Annotated in this window: 19 protein-coding genes; 2 read left to right on the top strand and 17 right to left on the bottom strand. The window is 69.4% G+C overall.

Annotation, left to right across the window (positions count from 1 at the left end; translation table 11 throughout):
- Window positions 1–122: 122 nt before the first annotated feature.
- The 16 genes from ACWPN7_RS16870 to ACWPN7_RS16795 all read right to left on the bottom strand — a co-directional run bounded on the left by ACWPN7_RS16870 (window position 123) and on the right by ACWPN7_RS16795 (window position 18920).
- Window positions 123–2912 (bottom strand): ATP-binding protein, encoded by a 2790-nt coding sequence (locus tag ACWPN7_RS16870; RefSeq protein ID WP_459197706.1) that lies wholly within the window; start codon window positions 2910–2912, stop codon window positions 123–125.
- A 1-nt stretch (window position 2913) separates the two neighbouring features.
- The gene (locus ACWPN7_RS16865; RefSeq protein WP_038529684.1) at window positions 2914–3147 is read right to left on the bottom strand and encodes a hypothetical protein; all 234 of its coding nucleotides are present in this window, start codon (window positions 3145–3147) and stop codon (window positions 2914–2916) included.
- Window positions 3144–5351, bottom strand: coding sequence for a 3'-5' exonuclease (locus tag ACWPN7_RS16860; RefSeq protein WP_459197705.1), 2208 nt, complete (start codon window positions 5349–5351; stop codon window positions 3144–3146). Before ACWPN7_RS16860 ends, ACWPN7_RS16865 begins: the two co-directional genes overlap by 4 nt.
- Window positions 5348–5764 (bottom strand): response regulator transcription factor, encoded by a 417-nt coding sequence (locus ACWPN7_RS16855; protein WP_459197704.1) that lies wholly within the window; start codon window positions 5762–5764, stop codon window positions 5348–5350. Before ACWPN7_RS16855 ends, ACWPN7_RS16860 begins: the two co-directional genes overlap by 4 nt.
- Before the next feature lie 219 nt (window positions 5765–5983).
- Window positions 5984–7126, bottom strand: coding sequence for an SPOR domain-containing protein (locus tag ACWPN7_RS16850; RefSeq protein WP_144243529.1), 1143 nt, complete (start codon window positions 7124–7126; stop codon window positions 5984–5986).
- 183 nt (window positions 7127–7309) lie between these two features.
- Window positions 7310–8248, bottom strand: a complete 939-nt coding sequence (puuE, locus tag ACWPN7_RS16845) for an allantoinase PuuE (RefSeq protein ID WP_456530895.1) — start codon at window positions 8246–8248, stop codon at window positions 7310–7312.
- Window positions 8249–8282: 34 nt separating this feature from the next.
- Window positions 8283–8858, bottom strand: coding sequence for a septation protein A (locus tag ACWPN7_RS16840; protein ID WP_038529677.1), 576 nt, complete (start codon window positions 8856–8858; stop codon window positions 8283–8285).
- Window positions 8859–8998: 140 nt separating this feature from the next.
- Complete coding sequence (locus ACWPN7_RS16835) at window positions 8999–10072, bottom strand: lipid A deacylase LpxR family protein (protein WP_038529674.1); 1074 nt, start codon at window positions 10070–10072, stop codon at window positions 8999–9001.
- A 103-nt stretch (window positions 10073–10175) separates the two neighbouring features.
- On the bottom strand, window positions 10176–11705 hold the full coding sequence (locus tag ACWPN7_RS16830; RefSeq protein ID WP_492273394.1) for an AMP nucleosidase: 1530 nt from the start codon (window positions 11703–11705) through the stop codon (window positions 10176–10178).
- 76 nt (window positions 11706–11781) lie between these two features.
- Window positions 11782–13056: a signal recognition particle-docking protein FtsY gene (gene ftsY, locus ACWPN7_RS16825; protein ID WP_459197702.1), complete on the bottom strand. Its 1275-nt coding sequence runs from the start codon at window positions 13054–13056 to the stop codon at window positions 11782–11784.
- Window positions 13057–13072: 16 nt separating this feature from the next.
- Window positions 13073–14332 (bottom strand): tRNA (N(6)-L-threonylcarbamoyladenosine(37)-C(2))-methylthiotransferase MtaB, encoded by a 1260-nt coding sequence (gene mtaB / locus ACWPN7_RS16820; RefSeq protein ID WP_349621877.1) that lies wholly within the window; start codon window positions 14330–14332, stop codon window positions 13073–13075.
- A 45-nt stretch (window positions 14333–14377) separates the two neighbouring features.
- Window positions 14378–15214 (bottom strand): diaminopimelate epimerase, encoded by an 837-nt coding sequence (dapF, locus tag ACWPN7_RS16815; RefSeq protein ID WP_038529668.1) that lies wholly within the window; start codon window positions 15212–15214, stop codon window positions 14378–14380.
- A 75-nt stretch (window positions 15215–15289) separates the two neighbouring features.
- Window positions 15290–15604: a hypothetical protein gene (locus ACWPN7_RS16810; protein WP_038529667.1), complete on the bottom strand. Its 315-nt coding sequence runs from the start codon at window positions 15602–15604 to the stop codon at window positions 15290–15292.
- A 139-nt stretch (window positions 15605–15743) separates the two neighbouring features.
- Window positions 15744–16202 (bottom strand): GtrA family protein, encoded by a 459-nt coding sequence (locus tag ACWPN7_RS16805; RefSeq protein WP_038529665.1) that lies wholly within the window; start codon window positions 16200–16202, stop codon window positions 15744–15746.
- A 2-nt stretch (window positions 16203–16204) separates the two neighbouring features.
- A complete protein-coding gene (locus tag ACWPN7_RS16800) occupies window positions 16205–17236 on the bottom strand; it encodes a glycosyltransferase family 2 protein (RefSeq protein WP_038529663.1) in 1032 nt (343 codons plus the stop codon).
- 64 nt (window positions 17237–17300) lie between these two features.
- A complete protein-coding gene (locus ACWPN7_RS16795) occupies window positions 17301–18920 on the bottom strand; it encodes a hypothetical protein (RefSeq protein ID WP_459197700.1) in 1620 nt (539 codons plus the stop codon).
- A 261-nt stretch (window positions 18921–19181) separates the two neighbouring features.
- Between ACWPN7_RS16795 and leuD the strand changes: the two genes are divergently transcribed.
- A complete protein-coding gene (gene leuD, locus ACWPN7_RS16790) occupies window positions 19182–19793 on the top strand; it encodes a 3-isopropylmalate dehydratase small subunit (protein WP_014241647.1) in 612 nt (203 codons plus the stop codon).
- A 150-nt stretch (window positions 19794–19943) separates the two neighbouring features.
- Window positions 19944–21059: a 3-isopropylmalate dehydrogenase gene (leuB, locus tag ACWPN7_RS16785; protein WP_014241645.1), complete on the top strand. Its 1116-nt coding sequence runs from the start codon at window positions 19944–19946 to the stop codon at window positions 21057–21059.
- 103 nt (window positions 21060–21162) lie between these two features.
- On the opposite strand, the gene ACWPN7_RS16780 is transcribed toward leuB, so the two are convergent.
- Window positions 21163–21483 (bottom strand): con-10 family general stress protein, encoded by a 321-nt coding sequence (locus tag ACWPN7_RS16780; protein ID WP_079285003.1) that lies wholly within the window; start codon window positions 21481–21483, stop codon window positions 21163–21165.
- Window positions 21484–21657: the final 174 nt, after the last annotated feature.

The following is a 21657-nucleotide window of genomic DNA, read 5'->3' as shown; positions in this document are numbered from 1 at the left end:
CCGTCTCCTTGCAACCCGACCGGGCAATGCCCCGTCCGGAAGACTGATCATGTCCGGCATTTGGTAAAAAACCTGCCTGAAACACGTATAAGGATTCGTTAAGGCAACTGGACTGACCTGTGTCAACCGGAGCGCGTTCCGGCTGTGCGGTCCGGTTCTTTCGCGGTTTGATCGTTTTGTGACACGGCTGTTGCCGCTGTCGCCAAAGGAACGGTGAAGGCGAATGTGGCGCCCTTGCCGGGGGCGCTGTCCACCCGGATGCGGCCACCGAGATGCTCGACGATGCGTTTGCTGATGGCCAGCCCCAGCCCGGTGCCCGGCGGCTTGTCGGTCATGGTGTCGCCGACCTGCCGGAAGCGGTCGAAGACGATGGCCTGATGCTCCGCGGCGATGCCGGGGCCGCTGTCGGTGACGGACACGCGCAGGTCCTCGCCCTCCGCCGCGACGGACAGCGAGGCCCGCCCGCCCGCCGGGGTGAATTTCGCGGCGTTGGAGAGCAGGTTCACCGCCACCTGCACCAGCCGGTCGTGGTCGCCGCGCACCGCCGGCAGGCCGTGCGGGATGGTGACGACCAGCGCGATGCCGCGCTCGTGGAACAGCCGGGCGGTGGCCGCCGCCGCCTGTTCCAGCGCGGCCCCCAGGTCCATCGGGCGGACCTGCCAGTCGATCTCCCCGGCCTCGATCTTGGCCATGTCGAGGACCTGGTTGATCAGGCGGGTCAGCCGCTCGCTCTCGGTGATGACGAGGCCCAGGAACTCCTGCCGCTGCTCCAGCTCGATGTCGGGGTTGTCGTGCAGCACCTCGGTCAGGGCGCGGATGGAGGTCAACGGCGTGCGCAGCTCGTGCGTCACGGTGGACAGGAACTCGTCCTTCAGCCGGTCCAGCTCCGTCAGCCGCAAGTTGGCGGCGCGCAGCGCGGCCGACGCGCGCTGCAGCTCCGCCGTCCTGTGTTCGAGTTGGCGGCTGTACTCGATGACGTGGCTGGTCTCGTCGAGCATCCGCATCAGCTCGGGGTAGCTGACCTCGCCGCCCTCCACCGCGGAGGCGAGCGCCACCCGCGCCGAGGCGGCGCCGATCGCCCCGGCGAGCAGCCGCTCGGCGAAGCGCACCAGCTCCGCCCCGGCCCGGCGGTCCGGCTCCAGCGGCCCGTTGCGGCGGACATGCTGGGCGAAGGCGGCCTCCGCCCGCTGCGGACCGAGGAAGCGCGCGACGATCCGTTGCAGGTCGCCGACCGTGGCGGTGCCGCGCCAGGCGCCCGTCGGCAGGGGGGTGTCGCGGTGCTGGAACACCTCGACGAAGGCGGTGGCCTGCGCCCGCTCGCCCAGGCCGGGCCGGTCGAGCAGGGAGACCACGACGTAGAGGCCGATGTTGAGCAGCATGCTCCAGAACAGGGCGTGGGTCAGCGGGTCCATGCCGTCCAGCCCGAACAGGGCGTAGGGCCGCAGCAGGGCGACGCCCCACGGCCCCTGGTCGATGAAGGAGGCGGGCAGCCAGCCGGACCGCGCGAAGCTGGGCAGCAGCAGTGTGTAAGCCCAGGTCAGGATGCCGGCGCTGAGGCCGGCCAGCGCGCCGCGCCGGGTCGCCCCCGCCCAGTAGACGCCGCCGATCAGCGCCGGGGCGAACTGCGCCACCGCCGTGAAGGAGATCAGCCCGATGGCGCTCAGCGCGTAGGCCGAGCCGGCGATGCGGAAATACAGGTAGCCGAGCAGCAGGATCGCCACGATGGCGGCGCGCCGGATGATAAGCAGCAGCGGCGACAGGTCGTGCAGCCGCTCCAGCCGGGCGCTGCGGGCGCGCAGCAGCAACGGCATCACGATGTCGTTGCACACCATGGTGGAGAGCGCGATGGCCTCGACCACGATCATGCCGGTGGCCGCCGACAGACCGCCGATGAAGGCGAGAAGGGCCAGCCACTCGTTTCCGGCGGCCAGCGGCAGCGCCACCACGAACATGTCCGGATCCACCGCCCGGTCGGGAAAGCGCATCAGCCCGGCCACCGCCACCGGCAGCACGAACAGGTTGATCAGCAGCATGTAGAGCGGGAACAGCCACAGGGCGCGGGTCAGGTGCCGCTCGTCCACATTCTCGATCACCGTCACCTGGAACTGGCGGGGCAGGCAGAGCACCGCCGCCATCGCCAGCAGCGTCATGGTCAGCCATGACCCGTCGGCCAGCGCCGGGGTGGAGGTGAAGAGGTTGCGGATCTCCGGATGCTCCCCGGCCGTGGCGAACAGCTCGGTCGGGCCGTCGTGCAGCCCCCAGACCACCGCCGCGCCGACCGCCAGGAAGGCGACCAGTTTGACCACCGACTCGAAAGCGATGGCCGCCACCATGCCCTCGTGATGCTCCGCCGCGTCGATGTGCCGCGTGCCGAAGATGATGGCGAAGGCCGCCATGACCACCGCCACGTAGAAGGCGTTGTCCAGGACGACGGGCAGGGAGAGGCCGCCGGTGGCGCCGGACGGGTCGGTGCCCCACAGCACGTCGAAGCTGACCGCCACGGCCTTGAGCTGCAACGCGATGTAGGGCGTCACCCCGATCACCGCGGTCAGCGCCACCAGCCCGCCCAGCCCCTGGCTGCGCCCGTAGCGGGAGGCGATGAAGTCGGCGATGGAGGTGATGCGTTGCGCCTTGGCGATGCGCAGGATCTTGCGCAGCACCAGCGGCCCCAGCAGCATCAGCAGGGTCGGGCCGAGATAGATCGGCAGGAAGCCGATGCCCAGCGACGCCGCCCGCCCGACCGAGCCGTAGAAGGTCCAGGTCGTGCAGTACACCGCCAGTGAGAGCGCGTACACGTACGGCGACGCGATGACGCTGCGCCCGCCGTCCGCCCGCCGGTCCGCCCACCAGGCGATGGCGAAGAGGAGAAGCAGATAGGCGAAGCTGGCGGCGACGATGGTGGGCCAGGGCATCTCAACGCCCCCTGCGTTCCAGAAGCACCGCCGACAGCGCGATCACCCCGCCCCACACCCCCACGGCGTACACGTACAGCAGGGGCAGGCCGAACAGCGTGTCGCCGGCGCCGAAGACGCGCAGCAGCGGCGGGTTGAAGGCGACCACGCCGAACAGGAACAGCGCGATCAGGCGGTCGGCGCCCGCCCGGCGCGGTGGAGAGGGTGCGGGTTGCGGGGCGGGGCCCCCGGTCAAAAGGCGCGCTCCCGCGCTGCCAGCTCGACGATGATGTTGGCGCCGCGGATGGCGTCGTCGAGCGTGCGGACGTCGCGTTCCTTGAGCATCTCGACCATGCGCAGGAAGACCGCGGCGGTGACGAGGCTGTCGCCCAGCGCCGTGTGGCGGTCCACCACCTCGATTCCCAGCCGCTCGGCGATGCCGTCCAGCGTGTGGTCGCCGCCCTCGCCGAGCAGCATCCGCGACAGCAGCATGGTGTCGAGAACCGGGCTGTCGAACCGCACGCCCGAGGCCCGTTCCTTCATCTTCAGGAATTTCAGGTCGAAGGCGGCGTTGTGGGCGATCAGCACGGCACCCGACACGAAGCCGCGGAATTGCGGCAGCACCTTGTCGATGGTCGGCTTGTCGGCGACCATCGCGTCGGTGATGCCGTGGAAGGGGATCGATTCCGCCGGGATGCTCCGCTTCGGGTTGACCAGCGTGTTGAAGGTCTCGCCGGTCAGGATGCGCCCGCCGACGACGCGCACGGCGGCGATCTGGATGATCTCGTCGCCGGTGCTGGGCGACAGGCCCGTCGTCTCGGTGTCGAAGACCACGTAATGGAGCTGGTCGAGCGGCGTGCGGCCAAGCTCGCTGGTGGCCAGCGGCTGGTGCAGCAGGTTGAAGTCGAAGAACTCCGGCCGCGCCCCGCCGCGCGACGCGGTGTGGGCGGAGGGCGGCTTCAGCGCGGGCGGCAGCGGCACGCGCAGGCGCGACAGCAGCTCGCCTTCCGATCCCGGCCCCTTCACCGGCTCGCTCCACATCGTGCTCTTGTGGTGCTGGAGCACGTCGCCGACCGTCAGGCCGCCCAGCGCGTCGGGCAGCGGGTGGTCGAGCCAGCTGTCCACGATGCCGCTGGGCACGGACGGGCCGCGCCAGGTGATGTCCAGATAGACCCAGCTGTCCCCCGGCTCCACCGACAGGTCGTAGGCAGGGACCCCGGTCAGCGCGTAGACGTATTCGATCAGATAGCCGAACAGGATGACGAGGCTGTAGCTGTCGCCGTGCACCCATTGCGGCAGCCCGGTCAGCGTCACGCCGTACTGGGCGTCCGGCCCCACGCGGTGGCGGATCAGGTTGATGAGGTTGGTGGAGTGGATGTCGCTCATCGGCCAGGAGCCGGTGACGACGCTGCGGTACGCGTTGGTGACGCGGGCCAGCCGCTCCGACAGGGTGTTGGACGACTCCATCAGCGCGGCCTGGAAGGCGGCGCGTTCCTCCGGCCCCAACTCCGGCGTGTCGTCCAGCGTCTCCAGCACGGCGCGCAGGTTTGCGATGGGGGTGCAGAAGCCTTCCGTCGCCTCGCGCAGCAGGGCGTCGCGCTGGCCGAGCGCGGCCAGATCGCTGGTCGCGTCGGACAGGGTGATGACGTAGCCGGTGATGGTCGGCAACTCGTCCGAGCCCTCCGGCGGGTCCTGCAAAATGGCGCTCATGCGTCCGGCCAGCAGGATGTGCCCGTCGGTGGTGGCGCCGACGAACTGAGCGGTGGTGCCGTGCTCGTGGTTGACGTGCCGCCCCTCGCGCACGCGGAGCGTCAGCCGCTCCAGCGTGTGGATGACCGGCTCCGCCACCACGAAATGCAGCAGCGAGCGGCCCAGCCCGAGGTCGCCGGCCAGATGCAGGATGTCGAGCGCCGTCTGGTTGTAGAGCAGGATCTGGTGCTTCAGGTTGCAGACCAGGACGCCTTCGTGCAGGTCGCGCAGGACGGCGGCCAGCCGCGTCTTCTGCTCCTCCGCCTTGGCGGTCGACTCCGCGACGGTGCGGGCGGTGTCACGGCGGGCGGCCGCCAGCTTGTCCGACAGCTCGTTGACCGCCTTGGCCACCGGGGTGAGGTCGCCGTAGCGGGCCAACGGGATGCGCGCGCCGGTCTTGCCGTCCGCCGTGCCATGGGCGATCAGCCCGGCCTCGCGGCTCAGCGTTTCCGAGGCGCGCAGCAGCCGCCGGTCGACCAGCCCCCACAGCCCCCAGACCGCGGCGGTGACGGCGGCGGTCATGGTGACGGCGTAGGTGACGAAGGTGTTCGGGTCGTTGTTCGCGCCGAAGCCGACCGCGGCGCCCACCGACAGCAGGGGCAGGCCGACGCCGGCGGCGCGGAAGGCCAGCGGGACGATCCGGCGCGGCTCCGCCGGGGTGGTTGCCGGAGCGGCGGTTCCGGCACTTCCGGTGGTCGCCGGGGCGCTCATGGCTGAGGCTCCGCGGTTCCGCCCTGGGTTTCGCCCGGGTCGTTCTCGGGGGTCAGGTACTTGCGGACGGTGGTGACGAGGTCACGGGTCGAGAAGGGCTTGGTGATGTAGTCGGTGGCGCCCAGCGCCATGCCCTTCTGCCGCTCCACGTCGCGGCTCTTGGCCGTCAGCATGATGATGGGCAGCGACTGGTAGGCGGGGTTGGCGCGCAGCGACTGGCAGACGTCGAACCCGTCGCGCCGCGGCATCATAGCGTCCAGCAGGATCAGGTCGGGCGTGCTTTCCGCAACCGATTCAAGGGCTTCCTCACCATTGCGGGCAACGCGCACGGCGAAGCCCGCCTTCTGCAACAGGACCTGCAGGGAGAGGACGATGCTGGGCTCATCGTCGGCGACCAGGATCGTCGGCTTCATACCAGGGTTTCCTCCGGTTCGCCGGTCTGATGCGCCGGCTTCTTGCGGCTGCGCTTGTTCTAATATGCGTGCCTGTTCAATCCCATGTTAGCGGCAAGGAGAAGGACAGATCAAGACGAAGCCCGCCCGCAATACCGAAATTGCGGACGGGCTTTTGCAAAGGAAAGAAGCGGAATAGAGGGGAGCGACAGTTTGTCGCGCTGTCGCCGTTGCCTGCGGTCAGCGCGTCGAGACGACGATGGGCTGCGCTTCCACCTTGCCCTTCAGCGATGCGGCGGCCTGACGGGCGGCGGCGGTGTCGGCATAGCCGCCGACACGGACGACATGCCAGGACCGCTGCTCGGCGTCGGTCCAGTCCAGCGCGTAGGCGTTGAAGCCGAGACCGCGCAGGCGGCGAACCAGCCCTTCGGCGTTGTCGGCCTGCTGGAAGGACCCGACCTGCACGGTGTAGCGCCCATCCGGAACGGCGGCGGACGCTGGCGTCGTCAGCACGCCCGACGAGGGCGCCGTGGCGGGTGCCGTGGTGGCGGTCTTGGGCGCCGGCTTGGCGGGCTGCGGCGCCGGGCGCGCCGCGGCGGCTTGGCGCTGGGCCGCGGCCGGCGGGGGCGGGGCCGACAGCATGGCCTGAAGCTCCGCCGTTTCCGTGGTCTTCGCGGAGGTCGGGGCCTTGGCGGGCTCGGCCGGGGGCGTCGTGAGGGTCGAAGCCGGCGGATGCGCCGGGGCCCTCGCGCTCTCCGCCGTTTCCACGGGGTGCGGCGCGGGGTCGGCCGGCTTGGCGGCTGTGGGGGCGGGCGACGGCAGGGCCGGCGGTTCCGGCACCTTCATGGCGGGCGGCGGGATCTGCGGCAGCGCCATGGGCGGCGGGACCACGGCGGGCGCCGGTGCGGCCGGAGCGACGACGGTTTGCGTCTGCATCGGCGGCTGTTGGGTCGGGGTGGGGGCCGCGCGGGTGATGAGCGGTTCCGGTTTGGCCTGAGCTTGAGCCGGAGCCACGCCGCCGGGCGAGGCGCCGCCGGGGGGCGGGGCGCTGGGGACGGCGGTGATGAGCGGTGCCGGGGGCGCGGACGGCGCCTCCCCACCCTGGTCCAGCATCACGACGACCGCGCCGATGCCGATGGCGGCGGCCAGCGCCGCGGCGATCTTGCCGATGGGCAGGTGCCGCTCCGCCTTCCGCCCGGCGTCCGGGGACAGGAGATCGTCCTCCTCCGCCGGGTCGGCCTTCAGGTCGTCGTTGAGGGCGCGCAGAAGGCGGGCGATGTCGTCCCGGGCCTCCCCGCCATCGTCGGCGGGGACGTCGGCCATGGGGCGCGCCTTGTGATCCGCCGTCTGACCGGCGGCCTTCATCTCATCCTTGAACGTCACGGCGGCGTGCGCACCCAGTTGAAGATCGCAAGGAATCGGCAGTCACGGGACCACAGGCACGAAAGGGCCGCGCCGCGATCCAAAGACCTTCTACTGTATTTCGACGTTCGTTCAAACGCCGATGCGACGAATTGGCGTGAGAAAGTTGGGCGCGGACGCGCGCCCGGGTCGCTTTTTTCCGGTTCAGGCCGGTTCAGGCCGTTGGGCGATAGGCGGGCGGTAGGGATGCTCGGCCATCCAGTGACGGGCGATGTCCAGCCGGGTGGCGACCCACGCCTTGTCGTGGCTCCGCACATAGTCGAGGAAGCGGGCCAGCGCCGCGGCGCGCCCCGGGCGCCCGACCAGACGGCAGTGCAGCCCGATCGACATCATCTTCGGCTGGTCTTCCCCTTCGGCGTAGAGCACGTCGAAGCTGTCCTTCAGGTAGGTGAAGAACTGCTCGCCGGTGTTGAAGCCCTGGTTGGTTGCGAAGCGCATGTCGTTGGCGTCGAGCGTGTAGGGCACGATCAATTGCGGCCGGCCGAAGCGGTCGTCCCAGTAGGGCAGGTCGTCGGCGTAGCTGTCGGCGTTGTAGAGGAAGCCGCCCTCCTCCGACACCAGCTTCCAGGTGTTGGGGCTGCACCGCCCGAGATACCAGCCGAGCGGGCGGGAGCCGGTCACGCGGGTGTGGACCTCGATGGCGCGCAGCATGTGCTCGCGCTCCACCTCCTCCGGCAGATGCTGGTAGTCGATCCAGCGGTAGCCGTGGGTGGCGATCTCCCACCCGGCGTCCTGCATGGCGCGGACGGCGTCCGGGTTGCGCTCCAGCGCCATGGCGACGCCGTAGACGGTCACCGGCAGGCCGCGCTGCGTGAACATCCGGTGCAGCCGCCAGAAGCCGGCGCGGGACCCGTACTCGTAGATCGACTCCATGTTCATGTGCCGCATGCCGACGATGGGCTGGGCGCCGACGATCTCCGACAGGAAGGCTTCCGACGCGGCGTCGCCGTGCAGGACGCAGTTCTCCCCGCCCTCTTCGTAGTTGATGACGAACTGCACCGCCACCCGCGCCCCGCCCGGCCAGTAGGGATGCGGCGGACGGGACCCGTAGCCGATCAGGTCGCGCGGGTAATCCTGGGACATGGTGGGGGCGCTCCGTCAGGGAGGAGGGGGACGGTCAGGAGGCGGAGGACGAGGACTTTTCGGCCGACTGCTCCTCCGGCACCTGATGGCGCAGGATCAGCGGGGCCTGGAGGGCGCTGAACAGCAGGGTCAGCGGCATGATGCCGAACACCTTGAAGTTCACCCAGGCGTCGGTGGTCATGGTGCGCCACACCACCTCGTTCAGCGCGGCCAGCAGCAGGAAGAACCACGCCCAGCGGATCGCCAGCGTCCGCCAGCCGGCGTCGGACAGGTTCAGCACCGACCCCAGGACATGCTTCAGCACGTTGCGCCGCGTCAGGTGCGCCGCGAACAGGACCGCGGCGAACAGCAGGTTGACCAGCGTCGGCTTGATTTTGATGAACAGATCGTCCTGGAGCCACAGCGTCAGCCCGCCGAACAGCAGGACGAAGCCCGCCCCGACCACCGGCATTACCGGCACCTTGCGTTCGAACCGCCAGGAGACCAGCACGGAGATGCTGATCGCCACCATGAAGACGGCGGTGCCGATCATGATGCCGGCCTGGGAGTTGGCGATGAAGAAGGCCGCCAGCGGGCCGGCTTCGATCAGCAGTCGGGCGTATTGGTTCATGATCCTCACATAGACCGAACCGGGCCTGGGATAAAGAGGGAAGCGAGGGGACGCCGTTGGCCTTCATAGCCCTCTCCCCTCTGGGGAGAGGGAACTTCAATTGGGTTTCGAGGGAAGCGGGGGGACGCCCCCGCGTCTGGTCAGAACCGGTAGGAGGCGCGGATCGAGCCGTAGTTGGTGTAGGATTTCTGCCCCTCGAACTCCGGCGACAGGAAGTTCTGGGCGTAGGAGATGCCGAACGGGCCGTAGCGCAGCGCCACGCCGAGCTGGAAGGCGGCGACGAAGTTGTGCTTGTCCACCGACCGGCTGTCACGGAAGCTGTTGCCGTCGAGGAAGATGTTGCGGGCGACGGCGCGCCCCTCCGCCCCGGCGTAGACGTACCAGGAGAAGGGCGGACGCGGCGCTCCCGCGGCCACGCTGTCCTGGTAAGGAATACTGGCGGTCGGGCGGAGGATCAGCGCGCCGACCGGCGGCGCCATGTTGCCGCCCAGCCGCATGGTGAAACCCGCCCCGCCGAAGGTCAGGACGTTGCCGACGCTGCCGGCGACGTGGGGGCTGATGTCCGCCTCGAAGGGGCCGATGCGGGCCGGGCGCTCGGCGCGCCAGACATGCTCGTAGCTGAGGATGATCCCCGGCTCGTTCTTGAGCTGGTAGTCCCAGCCTTCCGGCCAGCGGGCGCCGGGGACGATGCGGTGCACCGCCTTCTGGGTCTGCTCCGCCAGCGAGGCCGGGCCGACCATGCCGAGGTCCAGGTCGATGCGGTCCACCTGCCGCGTCTCCTCCGAGATCACCGACAGGCGGCCGTACAGCCAGCCGGCGTAGGGGCGGTCGGTGGGGTCGGGGATCGGCTTGGTGATGTCGCTGGGGGTGTACATGTTCTGGCCGAAGGCGATGCCGTAGCGCCGCACCCCATGCTCGCCGATCCACGGGACGAGGTTGGCCAGCCAGTCGATGTTGCCGTAGGTCGGGCGGTCGCCGGAGACGTAGTAGAACTGGACTCCGTTCGTGTAGTAACGGTCCGTTCCGCCGCCGAACAGGTCGTTGTCGACCCAGGCGCCGATGGACGGGCCGGACCGGGGCGTGGTTTCCGCCGGCGGAACGGTGTCCGTGTTTGGAACATTGTCCGCCTCTGGTGCGCTTTGGGCCAGCACCGGCCCCGTCGCCAGCCCGAGAGAAAGGGCGGCGATCACGCTCCAACCTGCACGCACGGCCATAATGGTTGAATTCCCTTCGTTGCCAAGCACCCTAAGATAAGGTGCAGGCGCCCTTTGGCGCCTGCACTTTCGGGTGAGGCAAGATGGCTTTCGGAAGGGCGGCTTACTGGAAGGCCGCCTCGGCGAAGCTGCGCAGCTTGCGGGAATGCAGGGTTTCCATGCCGTGCTCGCGCAGAAGCTCCATGGCCAGCACGCCGATCTTCAAATGCTGGTCCACCCGCTCGCGGTAGAAGCGGTCGGCCATGCCCGGCAGCTTCAACTGGCCGTGCATCGGCTTGTCGGAGACGCAGAGCAGCGTGCCGTAGGGAACGCGGAAACGGAAGCCGTTGGCGGCGATGGTGGCGCTTTCCATGTCCAGCGCGACGGCGCGGCTCTGGCTGAAGCGCATCAGCGGCTCGCGGTGGTCACGCAGTTCCCAGTTGCGGTTGTCGATGGTCGCCACCGTGCCGGTGCGCATGATGCTCTTCAGCGCGTAGCCGGACAGGCCGGTCACCCGCTCCACCGCCGTCTCCAGGGCGCGCTGCACCTCGGCCAGCGCCGGGACGGGCACCCAGGTCGGCAGGTCGGCGTCCAGCACATGGTCGTCGCGGACATAGCCGTGGGCCAGCACATCGTCACCCAGCCGCTGCGTGCTGCGCAGCCCGGCGCAGTGGCCCAGCATGATCCAGGCGTGCGGGCGCAGCACGGCGATGTGGTCGGTGATCGTCTTGGCGTTGGACGGGCCGACGCCGATGTTGACCAGCGTGATGCCGTTGCCGTCCGGGCGGGTCAGGTGGTAGGCGGGCATCTGCGGCAGGCGGAGCAGCCGCGCGCCGTTCGTCGGCGCCTCACCGGGGTTGCCCCCAAGATTGGCGTTGTGAACAATGACGCCGCCGGGCTCGACGAAGCGGTCGTACTGGCTGCGGTAGGCCGCCAGTTCAGGGTCGGCGGCCGGCTCCATGATCTCGCGGGCCATGCGGATGAACTCGTCCACGTAGAACTGGTAGTTCGTGAACAGGACGAAGTTCTGGAAATCCTCCGGCGCCGTCGCCGTGTAGTGGCGCAGCCGGTGCAGCGAGAAATCCACCCGCGGCGCGGTGAACAGGGCCAGCGGCTTCACCGCGTCCAGCGACTCCTCGTAGGTGCCGTTGACGATGGTGTCGTCCATGCGGGCGAGGTCGGGCAGGTCGAACAGATCGGGCAGTCCGGCCAGCCGCTCCGGTGTCAGGTCGCCCTCGACATGCATGCCCTGGGGGAAGGCGAAATGGATGGGGATCGCCTCGTCGCTGACGCCGACCTCCAGCGGAACATGGTGGTTGCGCAGCAGGAGCGAGAGCTGTTCGCGGTAATAGCGGTCGAACAGGTCGGGACGGGTCAGCGTCGTGGAGTAGGTGCCCGGCCCCTCGACGAATCCGTAGGCCAGCCGCGTGTCCACCGTGGCCGCCGAGGCGGTGGAGAGGCGGACATAGGGGTAGTGGGCCTGCTCCCGCCGTCCGCCGTCCTCGCCGCGGGTGAAGGCGGCGAAGCGGTCGCGCAGATAGGCGGTGTTGCGGTCGTAGAGCTCCTTGACGAGGGCCAGGGCGGCGTCCGCGTCGGTGAAGCGCTCGACAGGACCGGGGGGCACGGGGGAGGGGGAGGTCTTGGCAGCCGTCATAGTCTTCAGATAGGGCTTGGGCGTGGCGGCCGGAAGCCCTTTTCTTGTCCCGCCCCCGGCCCGCGCGGGGGCGCCGTTATTGCGACGGCAGCCCCATCAGCGACTTGGCGAACTGGTCGGCGTCGAAGGGGCGCAGGTCGTAGACGCCCTCGCCGATGCCGATGGCGTGCACCGGCAGCTTGAACCGCTCGGCCAGCGAGACCAGCACGCCGCCGCGCGCCGAGCCGTCCAGCTTGGTCAGGATCAGGCCGGAGACGTTCACCATGTCGCGGAACACCTCCACCTGATTGTGCGCGTTCTGGCCGGTGGTGGCGTCCAGCGTCAGCAGGGTGGTGTGCGGCGCGCTCTCGTCCACCTTCTTGATGACGCGGACGATCTTGCGCAGCTCCTCCATCAGGCCGGCCTTGTTCTGCAGGCGGCCGGCGGTGTCGATCAGCAGGATGTCCACGCCCTGGCGCCGCGCCTCCTCCAGCGCGTCGAAGGCGAGGCCGGCGGCGTCGGCGCCGGTGTCGCGGGCGATCACCGGGCAGCCGGTGCGCTCGCCCCAGATCTTCAACTGGCTGACCGCGGCGGCGCGGAAGGTGTCGCCGGCGGCCAGCATCACCGTCTTGCCCTCGGCGCGGAACTGGCGGGCGAGCTTGCCGATGGTCGTCGTCTTGCCGGTGCCGTTGACGCCGACCACCAGGATGACGTGCGGCTTCAGCGCGGCGTCGATCTCCAGCGGCTTGGCGACCGGGCCGACGATCTTCGCCACCTCGGCGGCCAGCGTGGCCTTGACCTCCTCCGGGCTGACTTCCTTGCCGAAGCGGGTGCGCGCCAACTCCGCCGTCACTTTGGCCGCCGTGGTCGGGCCGAGGTCGGCGGTGATGAGCAGTTCTTCCAGTTCCTCCAGCGCCTCATCGTCGAGCTTGCGCTTGGTGAAGATGCCGGAGATGCCCTCGGTCAGCTTGGACGAGGACTTGGACAGGCCATCCTTCAGCCGGGCGAACCAACCCTTCTTGGGCTTCTCCTCCTCGGCCGTCAGGGCCGCGGGGAGGTCGTCGCGAACGATCTCCGGCGTGTCCTCGCGCTCCTCCGGCCCGGACGGCGGGGCGATGGGCGGCGGGGGCGGGGTCTCGACCGCGGGCGGGGGCGGCAACTCGGGTTCCGGCACCGGCTCGGGGACCGGCGGTTCCTCGGCGACCGGTTCCGGGACAGGCGGCTCCTGGACCGGCGGCTCCTTGATCAGCTCTTCGGCGACCGGCTCCGCGGGCGCAGGCTCGGCGGGGACCGCTTCCGGGAGCGGGGCGGTCGTCTCGTCCTTGCGGGCTTGCTCTTCGGGCTTCTTGCGGCCGAACCAACGCAGGATCATGGCGTGTCCACTGTTCTCAAAGGGGGGTGCCGGTCAGCGCGCCGCCGGCCACGCCGGTGACCGTGGCGCGCAGGACGGAGCCGGGGGGCCGGGGCGTGCCGAGGCGGATTTCGGCGAAATGCTGGGTGCGGCCGAGATCGTCCTTCTCGACCAGAACGGACACCTCACGACCGACCAGGGAGGCCAGGGTGCGGGCTTCCGCCTCGGCGCCGCGCCCGCGCAGACGGGCCGCGCGTTCCTTGCGGAGGCCGCCGTCGACCTGCGGCATGCGGGCGGCCGGGGTGCCGGGGCGTGGGCTGTAGGGGAAGACATGCAGCCAGGTCAGGCCGCACTCCTCGACCAGCCGCAGCGTGTTCTCGAACATCTCGTCGGTTTCCGTGGGGAAGCCGGCGATGAAGTCGGCGCCGAACACCATGTCGGGACGCAGGGAGCGCACGCGCTCGCAGAAGGCGATGGCGTCGGCGCGGCTGTGGCGGCGCTTCATGCGCTTCAGGATCATGTCGTCGCCGGCCTGGAGCGACAGGTGGAGGTGCGGCATCAGCCGCGGCTCCGTCTCGATCAGCCGCCACAGGTCGTCGTCGATCTCGATGCAGTCGAGCGAGGACAGGCGCAGCCGCGGCAGCTCCGGCACCAGGGCGAGCAGGCGGCGCACCATCTGCCCCAGGGTCGGCGTGCCCGGCAGGTCGGGGCCGAAGCTGGTGATGTCCACGCCGGACAGGACGACCTCGTTGTAGCCGGCCTTCACCAGCGCCTGCACCTGCTCCACCACCGCCCCGATGGGGACGGAGCGCGACGGGCCGCGGCCGTAGGGGATGATGCAGAAGGTGCAGCGGTGGTCGCAGCCCTGCTGGACCTGGACGAAGGCGCGCGCGCGGTCCTCGAACCCGCCGATCAGATGGCCGGCGGTCTCCTTGACCGACATGATGTCGTTGACCAGGACCTTCTCCGCCGGGGCCAGGCCCCAGCTTTCCGGCTGCAGCTTCTCCTGGTTGCCCAGCACCTGATCGACCTCCGGCATGGCGCCGTAGCGCTGCGGGTCGATCTGGGCGGCGCAGCCGGTCACCACGATGCGGGCGTTCGGGCGCTCGCGGCGCAGCTTGCGGATGGTCTGGCGGGCCTGCCGTTCCGCTTCCGAGGTCACCGCGCAGGTGTTGACGATGACGACGTCCCCCAGCCCGGCGTTGCGGGCGTGGGTGCGCATCACCTCGGATTCGTAGGTGTTCAGGCGGCAGCCGAAGGTGACGATCTCCGGCTCGTTGGTCACAGTGTCGCTCATGCTCTTTCAGCCTAACGGGCGGCCCTACGCTTCAATGGAGACCGCTCAGACGGCCACCAGCTCCGGAGACAGCCGCCCGGTGTAGCTGAGGGCGACCGGGCCGGTCATCAGGACGCGGCCGTCCTCACGCCATTCGATGGTCAGGGTGCCGCCGTCCAGGATCACATCGACCTTGCGGTTGGTCAGCCCGCGGCGGATCGCGGCGACCGCGGTGGCGCAGGCGCCGGTGCCGCAGGCCTGGGTGACGCCGGCCCCGCGCTCCCACACCCGCATGCGGACGGCGGTGGGGGACAGCACCTGGACGAATTCGACGTTGGTGCGCTGGGGGAAGGCCGGGTGGTTCTCGAACACCGGACCAACCTCGGCCAGCGGCACCGCCTCGGCGTCGTCCACGAAGAAGACGGCGTGCGGGTTGCCCATGCTGACCGCGGTGGGGCCGGCGAAGCCGCCGTGCGACACCGCGTCGAGGCGCAGCGTGTCCGCCGGTTCCGCCAGCGGGATCTGCGCCCAGTCCAGATTGGCCTGACCCATGTCCACGGTGATGCGCCCGTTGTCGGCGCGGCTGGCCTGCAGGATGCCGGCGTTGGTCTCGAAGGCGACGCGCTCCGCCCCCGCCTCCTCCATCAGCAGCCAGCCGACGCAGCGCGAGGCGTTGCCGCAGGCCGACACCTCGCCGCCGTCGGCGTTGCGGATGCGCATGAAGCCCGCCGTGCCGTCCGTTTTCGCCGGTTCGATCACGATGAACTGATCGCAGCCCACCCCGGTCTTGCGGTCGGCGATGGCACGCACCTCGGCCTCGGCCGGTGCGTACGGCGTTTTGCGGGCGTCGATCACGACAAAGTCGTTGCCGAGCCCGTGCATCTTCAGGAATTCGCGCGTCATGACCGCCGTTATATGGCGACCGGGCCTGCGGAGTCCATGGCTGCACGGGGTGGTCGTGGCAAACAGTTCACGGAGTCACTGGGTTTCGGCTCCGCCGGTGTCGGCCGTATCCCCGTCGGGCAGGGTGGCGCCCGATGCGGGGGGGATGCCTTCCAGCAGGTCGAGCATCCGGGCGAGGGTGTCCTCCGACTCGGGCCGCGGCGGCGTTCCGCCGGTGCGCTCCCACGCCTCGTAATCCCAGCCCGCGGCCCCCATCGCCATGTCGGGCAGCGTGAAATGCCCGTCCATGGCGTGGGTCTGCGGTCCGTCCGCGCGGGACAGCCCGACCAGCAGAGCAATGGACACGGCGACTCCAGCCACCCAAGCCCACAGCACGTCGCTGTTGTTCATGGCTACCTCCCGACTCCTGCAGCGCAGGGCGGTGCCGGGGCCATTCCTGTCGGATGCGCCCCATTCCCATGGACTTCGGGTGTCTGCGGCGGCGCACAATGGGACTTCCGGCGCTATCCGGAAGGGGAGGGGGATCTGTTCAGGCGCCCTTGAAGACCAGATGCTTGGAGGCGGCGAAGTTCAGGACCATGCCGGACAGCGAGCCGGCGGCGACGGCCAGCACCGGATGGGCCTCGGCCACCGGCAGGGCGGCCTCCAGCCCGACCGAGACGCCGTAGTTCACCACCCCGCCGAAAGCGTTGGCGGCCAGGAACTTCGCCCACTGGATGTGCAGCGGCGCGTCGGCGGCGCCGCGGAAGGTGAAGGCGCGGTTCAGGGCGAAGGTCGTCGTGGCGGCGGCCAGATAGGCGGGAACGCGGGCGGCGAAGAATTCCAGCCCGGCGCCGAACACCAGCGCGTAGACGACCGCCGTGTCCACCACCAGACCGACCACGCCGACGAGGCCGAACTTGCCGAACTGCACGGCCAGCCGCCGCAGCCGGCTGTCGGCCAGCCCGTCCACGGGGCCGTCCACGGAGCCGTCGATGGGACCGCCCATGGTCAGGACCCGCCGGCCTTGCGAACCGGATGGGGTCCCGGCGCCGGGATGGCGAGGTAGCGCATGCGCTTGGCCTCGCGGCGCCCCAGCGTGACGGTGTCGAGGACGAGGCCGCAGGTCAGGCTGAGGAAGGCGAGCAGCATCAGGCCGGTGGACAGGACGGCGGTGGGCAGGCGGGGGACCGCGCCGGTGTGCAGGTAGGTGGCGAGCAACGGCACTGCGAGGATGAGCGCGACCACGGCCAGCAGCGCGGCGAGGATGCCGAAGAAGGGCAGCGGGCGCTCCTCCTTCACCAGGTTTATGATGGTGCGCAGGATGCGGATGCCGTCGCGGATGGTGTTCAGCTTGCTGTGCGAGCCGGGCGGGCGGTCCTTGTAGGGCGTCTTGATCTCGGCGATGGGCATGCGCAGCTCCAGCGCGTGGACGGTCAGCTCCGTCTCCGTCTCGAAACCGCTGGCGAGCGCCGGGAAGGACTTGATGAAGCGCCGCGAGAAGACGCGGTAGCCCGACAGCATGTCCTGGATGCGGTTGCCGAAGATGCGGGCGACCATGCCGGTCAGCAGCTTGTTGCCGAAGCGGTGGCCGGGCCGGTAGGCCTTGACGATGTCGGTGACCCGCGCGCCGTTGACCATGTCGAGTTGGTCGTCCCACAGCCGCTTGACCATCAGCGGGGCGGACGGGGCGTGGTAGGTGTCGTCGCCGTCCACCAGCACGTAGACGTCCGCCTCGATGTCCGAGAACATGCGGCGCATGACGTTGCCCTTGCCCTGCAACGGCTCGTGGCGGACCACCGCGCCGGCGGCCTTCGCCACCTCCACCGTGCGGTCCGACGAGTTGTTGTCGTAGACGTAGACCGTGGCGTCGGGCAGCGCGGCCTGGAAGTCGCGCACCACGGCGGCGATCGCCGCCTCCTCGTTGTAGCAGGGGATCAGAACCGCGACGACGGGCGCCGCGTCCGGACCCGGCTCCTTGGCTGGGGCTGAGGAACGGTCGGACTGGGGGCCGGCCGGGCGGTCGATGGTGGAGAGGGTCATGACGGTGCGCTTCGAAACGGTGCCGATGCGGAGTTAAACAGCACAGTCGCCGAATTTAATCCACTCACCTTTTAAGGTTCTCCGTCCGCTGCACGCTGCACAGGTTCAAGGGTTCGCCCAGATTGTTGGGGATGACGCGGCAGTCGTCCTGCTCCACCCGCAACCCCAGAAGGGCGGCGGCCTTGGCGGCGCCGGGCGTATCGGGGATGGTGCTGAGCATCAGGAAGGGCCCGCGGTGCGCCGCCACCTTGTCCTGCATCAGGGCGAGATAGCCGTTGCCGACCGAATCCGGCTGGAGGAAGTTGGACTGGATGCGCACGAAGGGGATGCGCGGCGGGAAGGCGGGGATGACGTGGGAGATCGCCCAATAGCCGGCCATCAGCACCATCGTGCCGTCCGGGTCCTCGATGGGCGGAACGGCGGCCTCCACCCAGCGGTCGCTCCACGGCACGCGGCCCCAGTCGGCGGGCCGGGCGGTAGCCTGGACCAGCAGCAGGAGCGCCGCCGCCAGGAGGAGCGCGGCGCGGCGCGGCACCGGCAGCAGGCCCGCCGCCATGACGATGGCCAGCGGCGCCAGCATCTCCAGCGGCACCAGATACCGGTAGATGCAGAACATCCCCACCCACAGCGCGTAGGTCACCGCCATGGCGGTCAGCAGGTAGCGGGTGGCGGCTTTCTCGGTCAACTCCGCCGGCGGTCGGTGGAAGGCCCGCCCGAGCAGAGCCAGCGCGGTGGCGACGGGCACGAGAAGGAACAGGACAAGGACGCGCAGGTCGAAGAAGGGCACCTCTCCGACCTTCAGCGGGGCGAAGGTGAAGACGAACGGGAAGAACAGCCGTTCCAGCCGCGAGTCCGGAAAGAAGCCAACGTTGACGTAGCCGGACAGCGCGGCGAAGGGCGACTTGAAGATCTGGTTCATGTGCGGGAAGACGGGATTCCCGTACTCCACCCACAGATGGGCCATCCAGAAGCCGCCGCACAGCGCCAGCCCGCCGAGCACCCCGACGCCGAAGGCGACGGACAGTCCCAGCCGCCGCCAGGGCCGCGCCGGCAGCGCCAGGAAGGCGAGGCAGAGCCCGACCGCGTAGATCACCGTGGGGTTCTTCGTCCCCATCGCCGCCCCGGCCATCAGACCCGCCGCGGCCGCCCGCGCCAGGGCGCCGGGCGCCGGCCCGTCGATCAGCCGCGGCAGCGATCCGGCGACCACGACCAGCGCGCCGAGCACGCCCAGGCTGACCATGTTGTCGTGGAAGGTGGTGCCGAGCAGCCCCAGCGTGCCGCCCCCGAAGCCGGCCATGGCCGCCAAGCCGCCGGCCAGCGCCAGGCGCCGCCAGGGCGTCCCGATGCGCAGCGTGGCGTGGGCCAGCAGGAGCATCAGCGACAGGTTCACCCCGTGCAGCGTCCCCCAGACGAAGCCCGCCGCGCGTGCCGGCAGGTGGGTGGCGAGCAGATAGAAGGGCACGTCGAGCAGGGGGTTGTAGAAGCTGGGCATCTGCGCCGGCAGCATGTCCATGCCCAGCCGCCCGGTCAGCAGGGCGTAGGCGTTGTACCAATGGTAGTTCCGCAGGTCCCAGTTGGCGTCCATACCGAGCGCCAGCCCGAGCAGGCCGTAGAGCGGCGGGGCCAGCAGCAGCATGGCGAGCGCCGCGGTGCGCGGACGGCGGGCGGCGGGAAGGAGCGTCATGGATGTTGCGGAACCCAGGGAAACGTCCGCCCCTTGGTAGGCGAGGGAGCGCCCCGCAGCAAGGACGGGATGCCGGGCTGGTGGCGGCGGAGGGAATTTGGGAGCAATTTCGTTGCGTCCGGCTGTGTTCCGGGATGCGGAATCGCGCGCCGCGAGCGGCATTTGCGGCAAGCTTCCTCTGGCAATGGCGGGACGGGTCTGCTATTCACCGAACTCCGCATGCACACGCTTGCGCCTCTTTTGCGCGACAGGATTCTGGCGATGGAAAAGTTTACGGTTCTCACCGGTGTTGCGGCGCCGCTGCCGATGATCAACGTCGACACCGACATGATCATTCCCAAGCAATTCCTGAAGACCATCAAGCGGACCGGGCTGGGCAAGCATCTTTTCGACGAGATGCGCTACACCCCGGACGGCGCCGAGGTCGCGGAATTCGTCCTCAACAAGCCGGCCTACCGCAGCGCCAAGATCCTCGTTTCGGGCGACAATTTCGGCTGCGGCTCCTCGCGTGAGCATGCGCCGTGGGCGCTGGCCGACTTCGGCATCCGCTGCATCATCGCGCCGAGCTTCGCGGACATCTTCTTCAACAACTGCTTCAAGAACGGCATCCTGCCGATCAAGCTGCCGAAGGAACAGGTCGACCTGCTGCTCGACGACGCGTCGCGCGGGTCGAACGCCATCGTTTCGGTGGATCTGGAGAAACAGGAGATCACCGGTCCGGACGGCGGCAAGATCAGCTTTGAGGTCGATCCCTTCCGCAAGCATTGCCTGCTGAACGGGCTGGACGACATCGGCCTGACCATGCAGCAGGCCGCCTTCATCGACCAGTATGAAGGCAAGCAGCGCGGTGGCCAGCCCTGGCTGTGGGGCTGACCAACCCGGCTGTGAGGGCCAACCGATACAGGCCCAATGGCATCGGGCCATGACGGCCTTGCGGACCGGCGGGGGTGGACCCACCTTCCGGCCTGTCGGTCCGCGGATTAGTCAACACTGATAAAGTCTCCAATGGGGAGTGCGTGCGCCATGCCCGCCAACAAGAAGCTTCTGTTTTTGCCCGGCGACGGGATCGGTCCGGAGGTCATGCGCCAGGTGCGCCGGGTCATCGACTGGCTCGACCGCAAGCGCAACGTCACCTTCGACGTCACCGAAGGGCTGGTCGGCGGTGCGGCGATCGACGCCTACGGCGTTCCCCTGAAGGACGAGACGCTGGCCGACGCCCTGGCGGCGGACGCGGTGATGCTGGGCGCCGTCGGCGGCCCGAAGTGGGACAACCCCACCGACTACACCAAGCGTCCGGAAGCCGGCCTGCTGTCGCTCCGCAAGGAGCTGAACCTGTTCGCCAACCTGCGCCCGGCGGTGGTGTTCGACGCCCTGGTCGATGCGTCGACCCTCAAGGCCGACGTCATCAAGGGCCTGGACATCCTGATCGTCCGCGAGCTGACCGGCGGCGTCTATTTCGGTGAGCCGCGCGGCATCACCGACATCGGCAACGGCGAGCGCCGCGGCGTCAACACCCAGGTCTACACGACCAGCGAGATCCGCCGCGTCGCCCGCGTCGCCTTCGAGCTGGCGCGCAAGCGCGGCAACAAGCTCCATTCGATGGAGAAGGCCAACGTGATGGAATCGGGCCTCCTGTGGCGCCAGGAAGTCACGAAGCTCCATCAGGAGGAGTTCTCCGACGTCACGCTGGAGCACATGTACGCCGACAACGGCGCCATGCAGCTGCTGAAGAACCCGAAGCAGTTCGACGTGATCGTCACCGACAACCTGTTCGGCGACATCCTGTCGGACGAGGCGGCGATGATGACCGGCTCGCTCGGCATGCTGCCGTCGGCCTCGCTCGGCGCCCCGGACGCCAACGGCCAGCGCAAGGCGCTTTACGAGCCGGTGCATGGCTCCGCTCCGGACATCGCCGGCCGCGACCTCGCCAACCCCTGCGCGACGCTGCTGTCCTTCGCCATGTGCCTGCGCTACTCGTTCAACATGGACGAGGAGGCGAAGATGCTGGAAAAGGCCGTGCAGAACGTGCTGTCGGGCGGCATGCGCACGGCGGACATCATGGCGCCGGGCATGGCCCGCTGCTCCACGACCGTCATGGGCGACTCGATCCTGCGCGAGCTGGACAAGCTGGCCTCCTGACCGGTTGCGCCTCCGGCCCGACGGGCTGGAGGACGCTGACCAGCGGGCGACGAAAAGAAAGCCCCTCTCCGGTTCCGGAGAGGGGCTTTTCTCGTTGGTGCCGTCAGTCGCCTTCGCCCGGACGCAGGGCGGCCCCGCGTCCGCCATGGCTCGCCTGCCCGCCCTTCCGCCCCGCTTCGGCGGCCAGGGATGGGTTCTTGGAGAAGCTGCGGGAGGACGCCGGTACGCTCCGGCCCCCCTTCCGCCCCGCCTCCGCGGCGAGTTCCGGGTTCTTGGAGAAGCTGCGCTTGTCGGCTGGCACGCTTTCCCCGCCCTTGCTGGCGATCTGGCGTTGCCGGTCACGGTCCATCGACGCGAAGCCGCGGTTCGATGTGCGACCGCTCCCGGATTGGACTTCGTCTTGGCCGTTGTCTTTCGAGGCCATCTTCAACCTCCACCTCTGCCACATGTCGGAAAACCAATGGGGGGCGACTTGGTTCCGGGGAGGTCGTGATTCCGATTCCTTTGGCACCCCTAAGTGGCATCGGAATCCATTGGACTGCATCCGGGAACGCTTCGCCTCCCGATCGGTTGAGCGGACGGGGGTAAGCCGAAGCGG

It is taken from the genome of Azospirillum sp. UENF 312511, assembly GCF_058780635.1.
Note: the sequence above shows the minus strand (reverse complement) of the source record. Positions and strands in the feature narration are given on the sequence as shown.

What these genes read in the sequence shown, in the direction of transcription:
- ACWPN7_RS16870 (WP_459197706.1), bottom strand. Translation starts at nt 2,912, where the DNA reads ATGCCCTGGCCCACCATCGTCGCCGCCAGCTTCGCCTATCTGCTTCTC.
- ACWPN7_RS16860 (WP_459197705.1), bottom strand. Translation starts at nt 5,351, where the DNA reads ATGAGCGCCCCGGCGACCACCGGAAGTGCCGGAACCGCCGCTCCGGCA.
- ACWPN7_RS16855 (WP_459197704.1), bottom strand. Translation starts at nt 5,764, where the DNA reads ATGAAGCCGACGATCCTGGTCGCCGACGATGAGCCCAGCATCGTCCTC.
- puuE (WP_456530895.1), bottom strand. Translation starts at nt 8,248, where the DNA reads ATGTCCCAGGATTACCCGCGCGACCTGATCGGCTACGGGTCCCGTCCG.
- ACWPN7_RS16840 (WP_038529677.1), bottom strand. Translation starts at nt 8,858, where the DNA reads ATGAACCAATACGCCCGACTGCTGATCGAAGCCGGCCCGCTGGCGGCC.
- ACWPN7_RS16835 (WP_038529674.1), bottom strand. Translation starts at nt 10,072, where the DNA reads ATGGCCGTGCGTGCAGGTTGGAGCGTGATCGCCGCCCTTTCTCTCGGG.
- ACWPN7_RS16830 (WP_492273394.1), bottom strand. Translation starts at nt 11,705, where the DNA reads ATGACGGCTGCCAAGACCTCCCCCTCCCCCGTGCCCCCCGGTCCTGTC.
- ftsY (WP_459197702.1), bottom strand. Translation starts at nt 13,056, where the DNA reads ATGATCCTGCGTTGGTTCGGCCGCAAGAAGCCCGAAGAGCAAGCCCGC.
- mtaB (WP_349621877.1), bottom strand. Translation starts at nt 14,332, where the DNA reads ATGAGCGACACTGTGACCAACGAGCCGGAGATCGTCACCTTCGGCTGC.
- dapF (WP_038529668.1), bottom strand. Translation starts at nt 15,214, where the DNA reads ATGACGCGCGAATTCCTGAAGATGCACGGGCTCGGCAACGACTTTGTC.
- ACWPN7_RS16810 (WP_038529667.1), bottom strand. Translation starts at nt 15,604, where the DNA reads ATGAACAACAGCGACGTGCTGTGGGCTTGGGTGGCTGGAGTCGCCGTG.
- ACWPN7_RS16805 (WP_038529665.1), bottom strand. Translation starts at nt 16,202, where the DNA reads ATGGGCGGTCCCATCGACGGCTCCGTGGACGGCCCCGTGGACGGGCTG.
- ACWPN7_RS16800 (WP_038529663.1), bottom strand. Translation starts at nt 17,236, where the DNA reads ATGACCCTCTCCACCATCGACCGCCCGGCCGGCCCCCAGTCCGACCGT.
- ACWPN7_RS16795 (WP_459197700.1), bottom strand. Translation starts at nt 18,920, where the DNA reads ATGACGCTCCTTCCCGCCGCCCGCCGTCCGCGCACCGCGGCGCTCGCC.
- leuD (WP_014241647.1), top strand. Translation starts at nt 19,182, where the DNA reads ATGGAAAAGTTTACGGTTCTCACCGGTGTTGCGGCGCCGCTGCCGATG.
- leuB (WP_014241645.1), top strand. Translation starts at nt 19,944, where the DNA reads ATGCCCGCCAACAAGAAGCTTCTGTTTTTGCCCGGCGACGGGATCGGT.
- ACWPN7_RS16780 (WP_079285003.1), bottom strand. Translation starts at nt 21,483, where the DNA reads ATGGCCTCGAAAGACAACGGCCAAGACGAAGTCCAATCCGGGAGCGGT.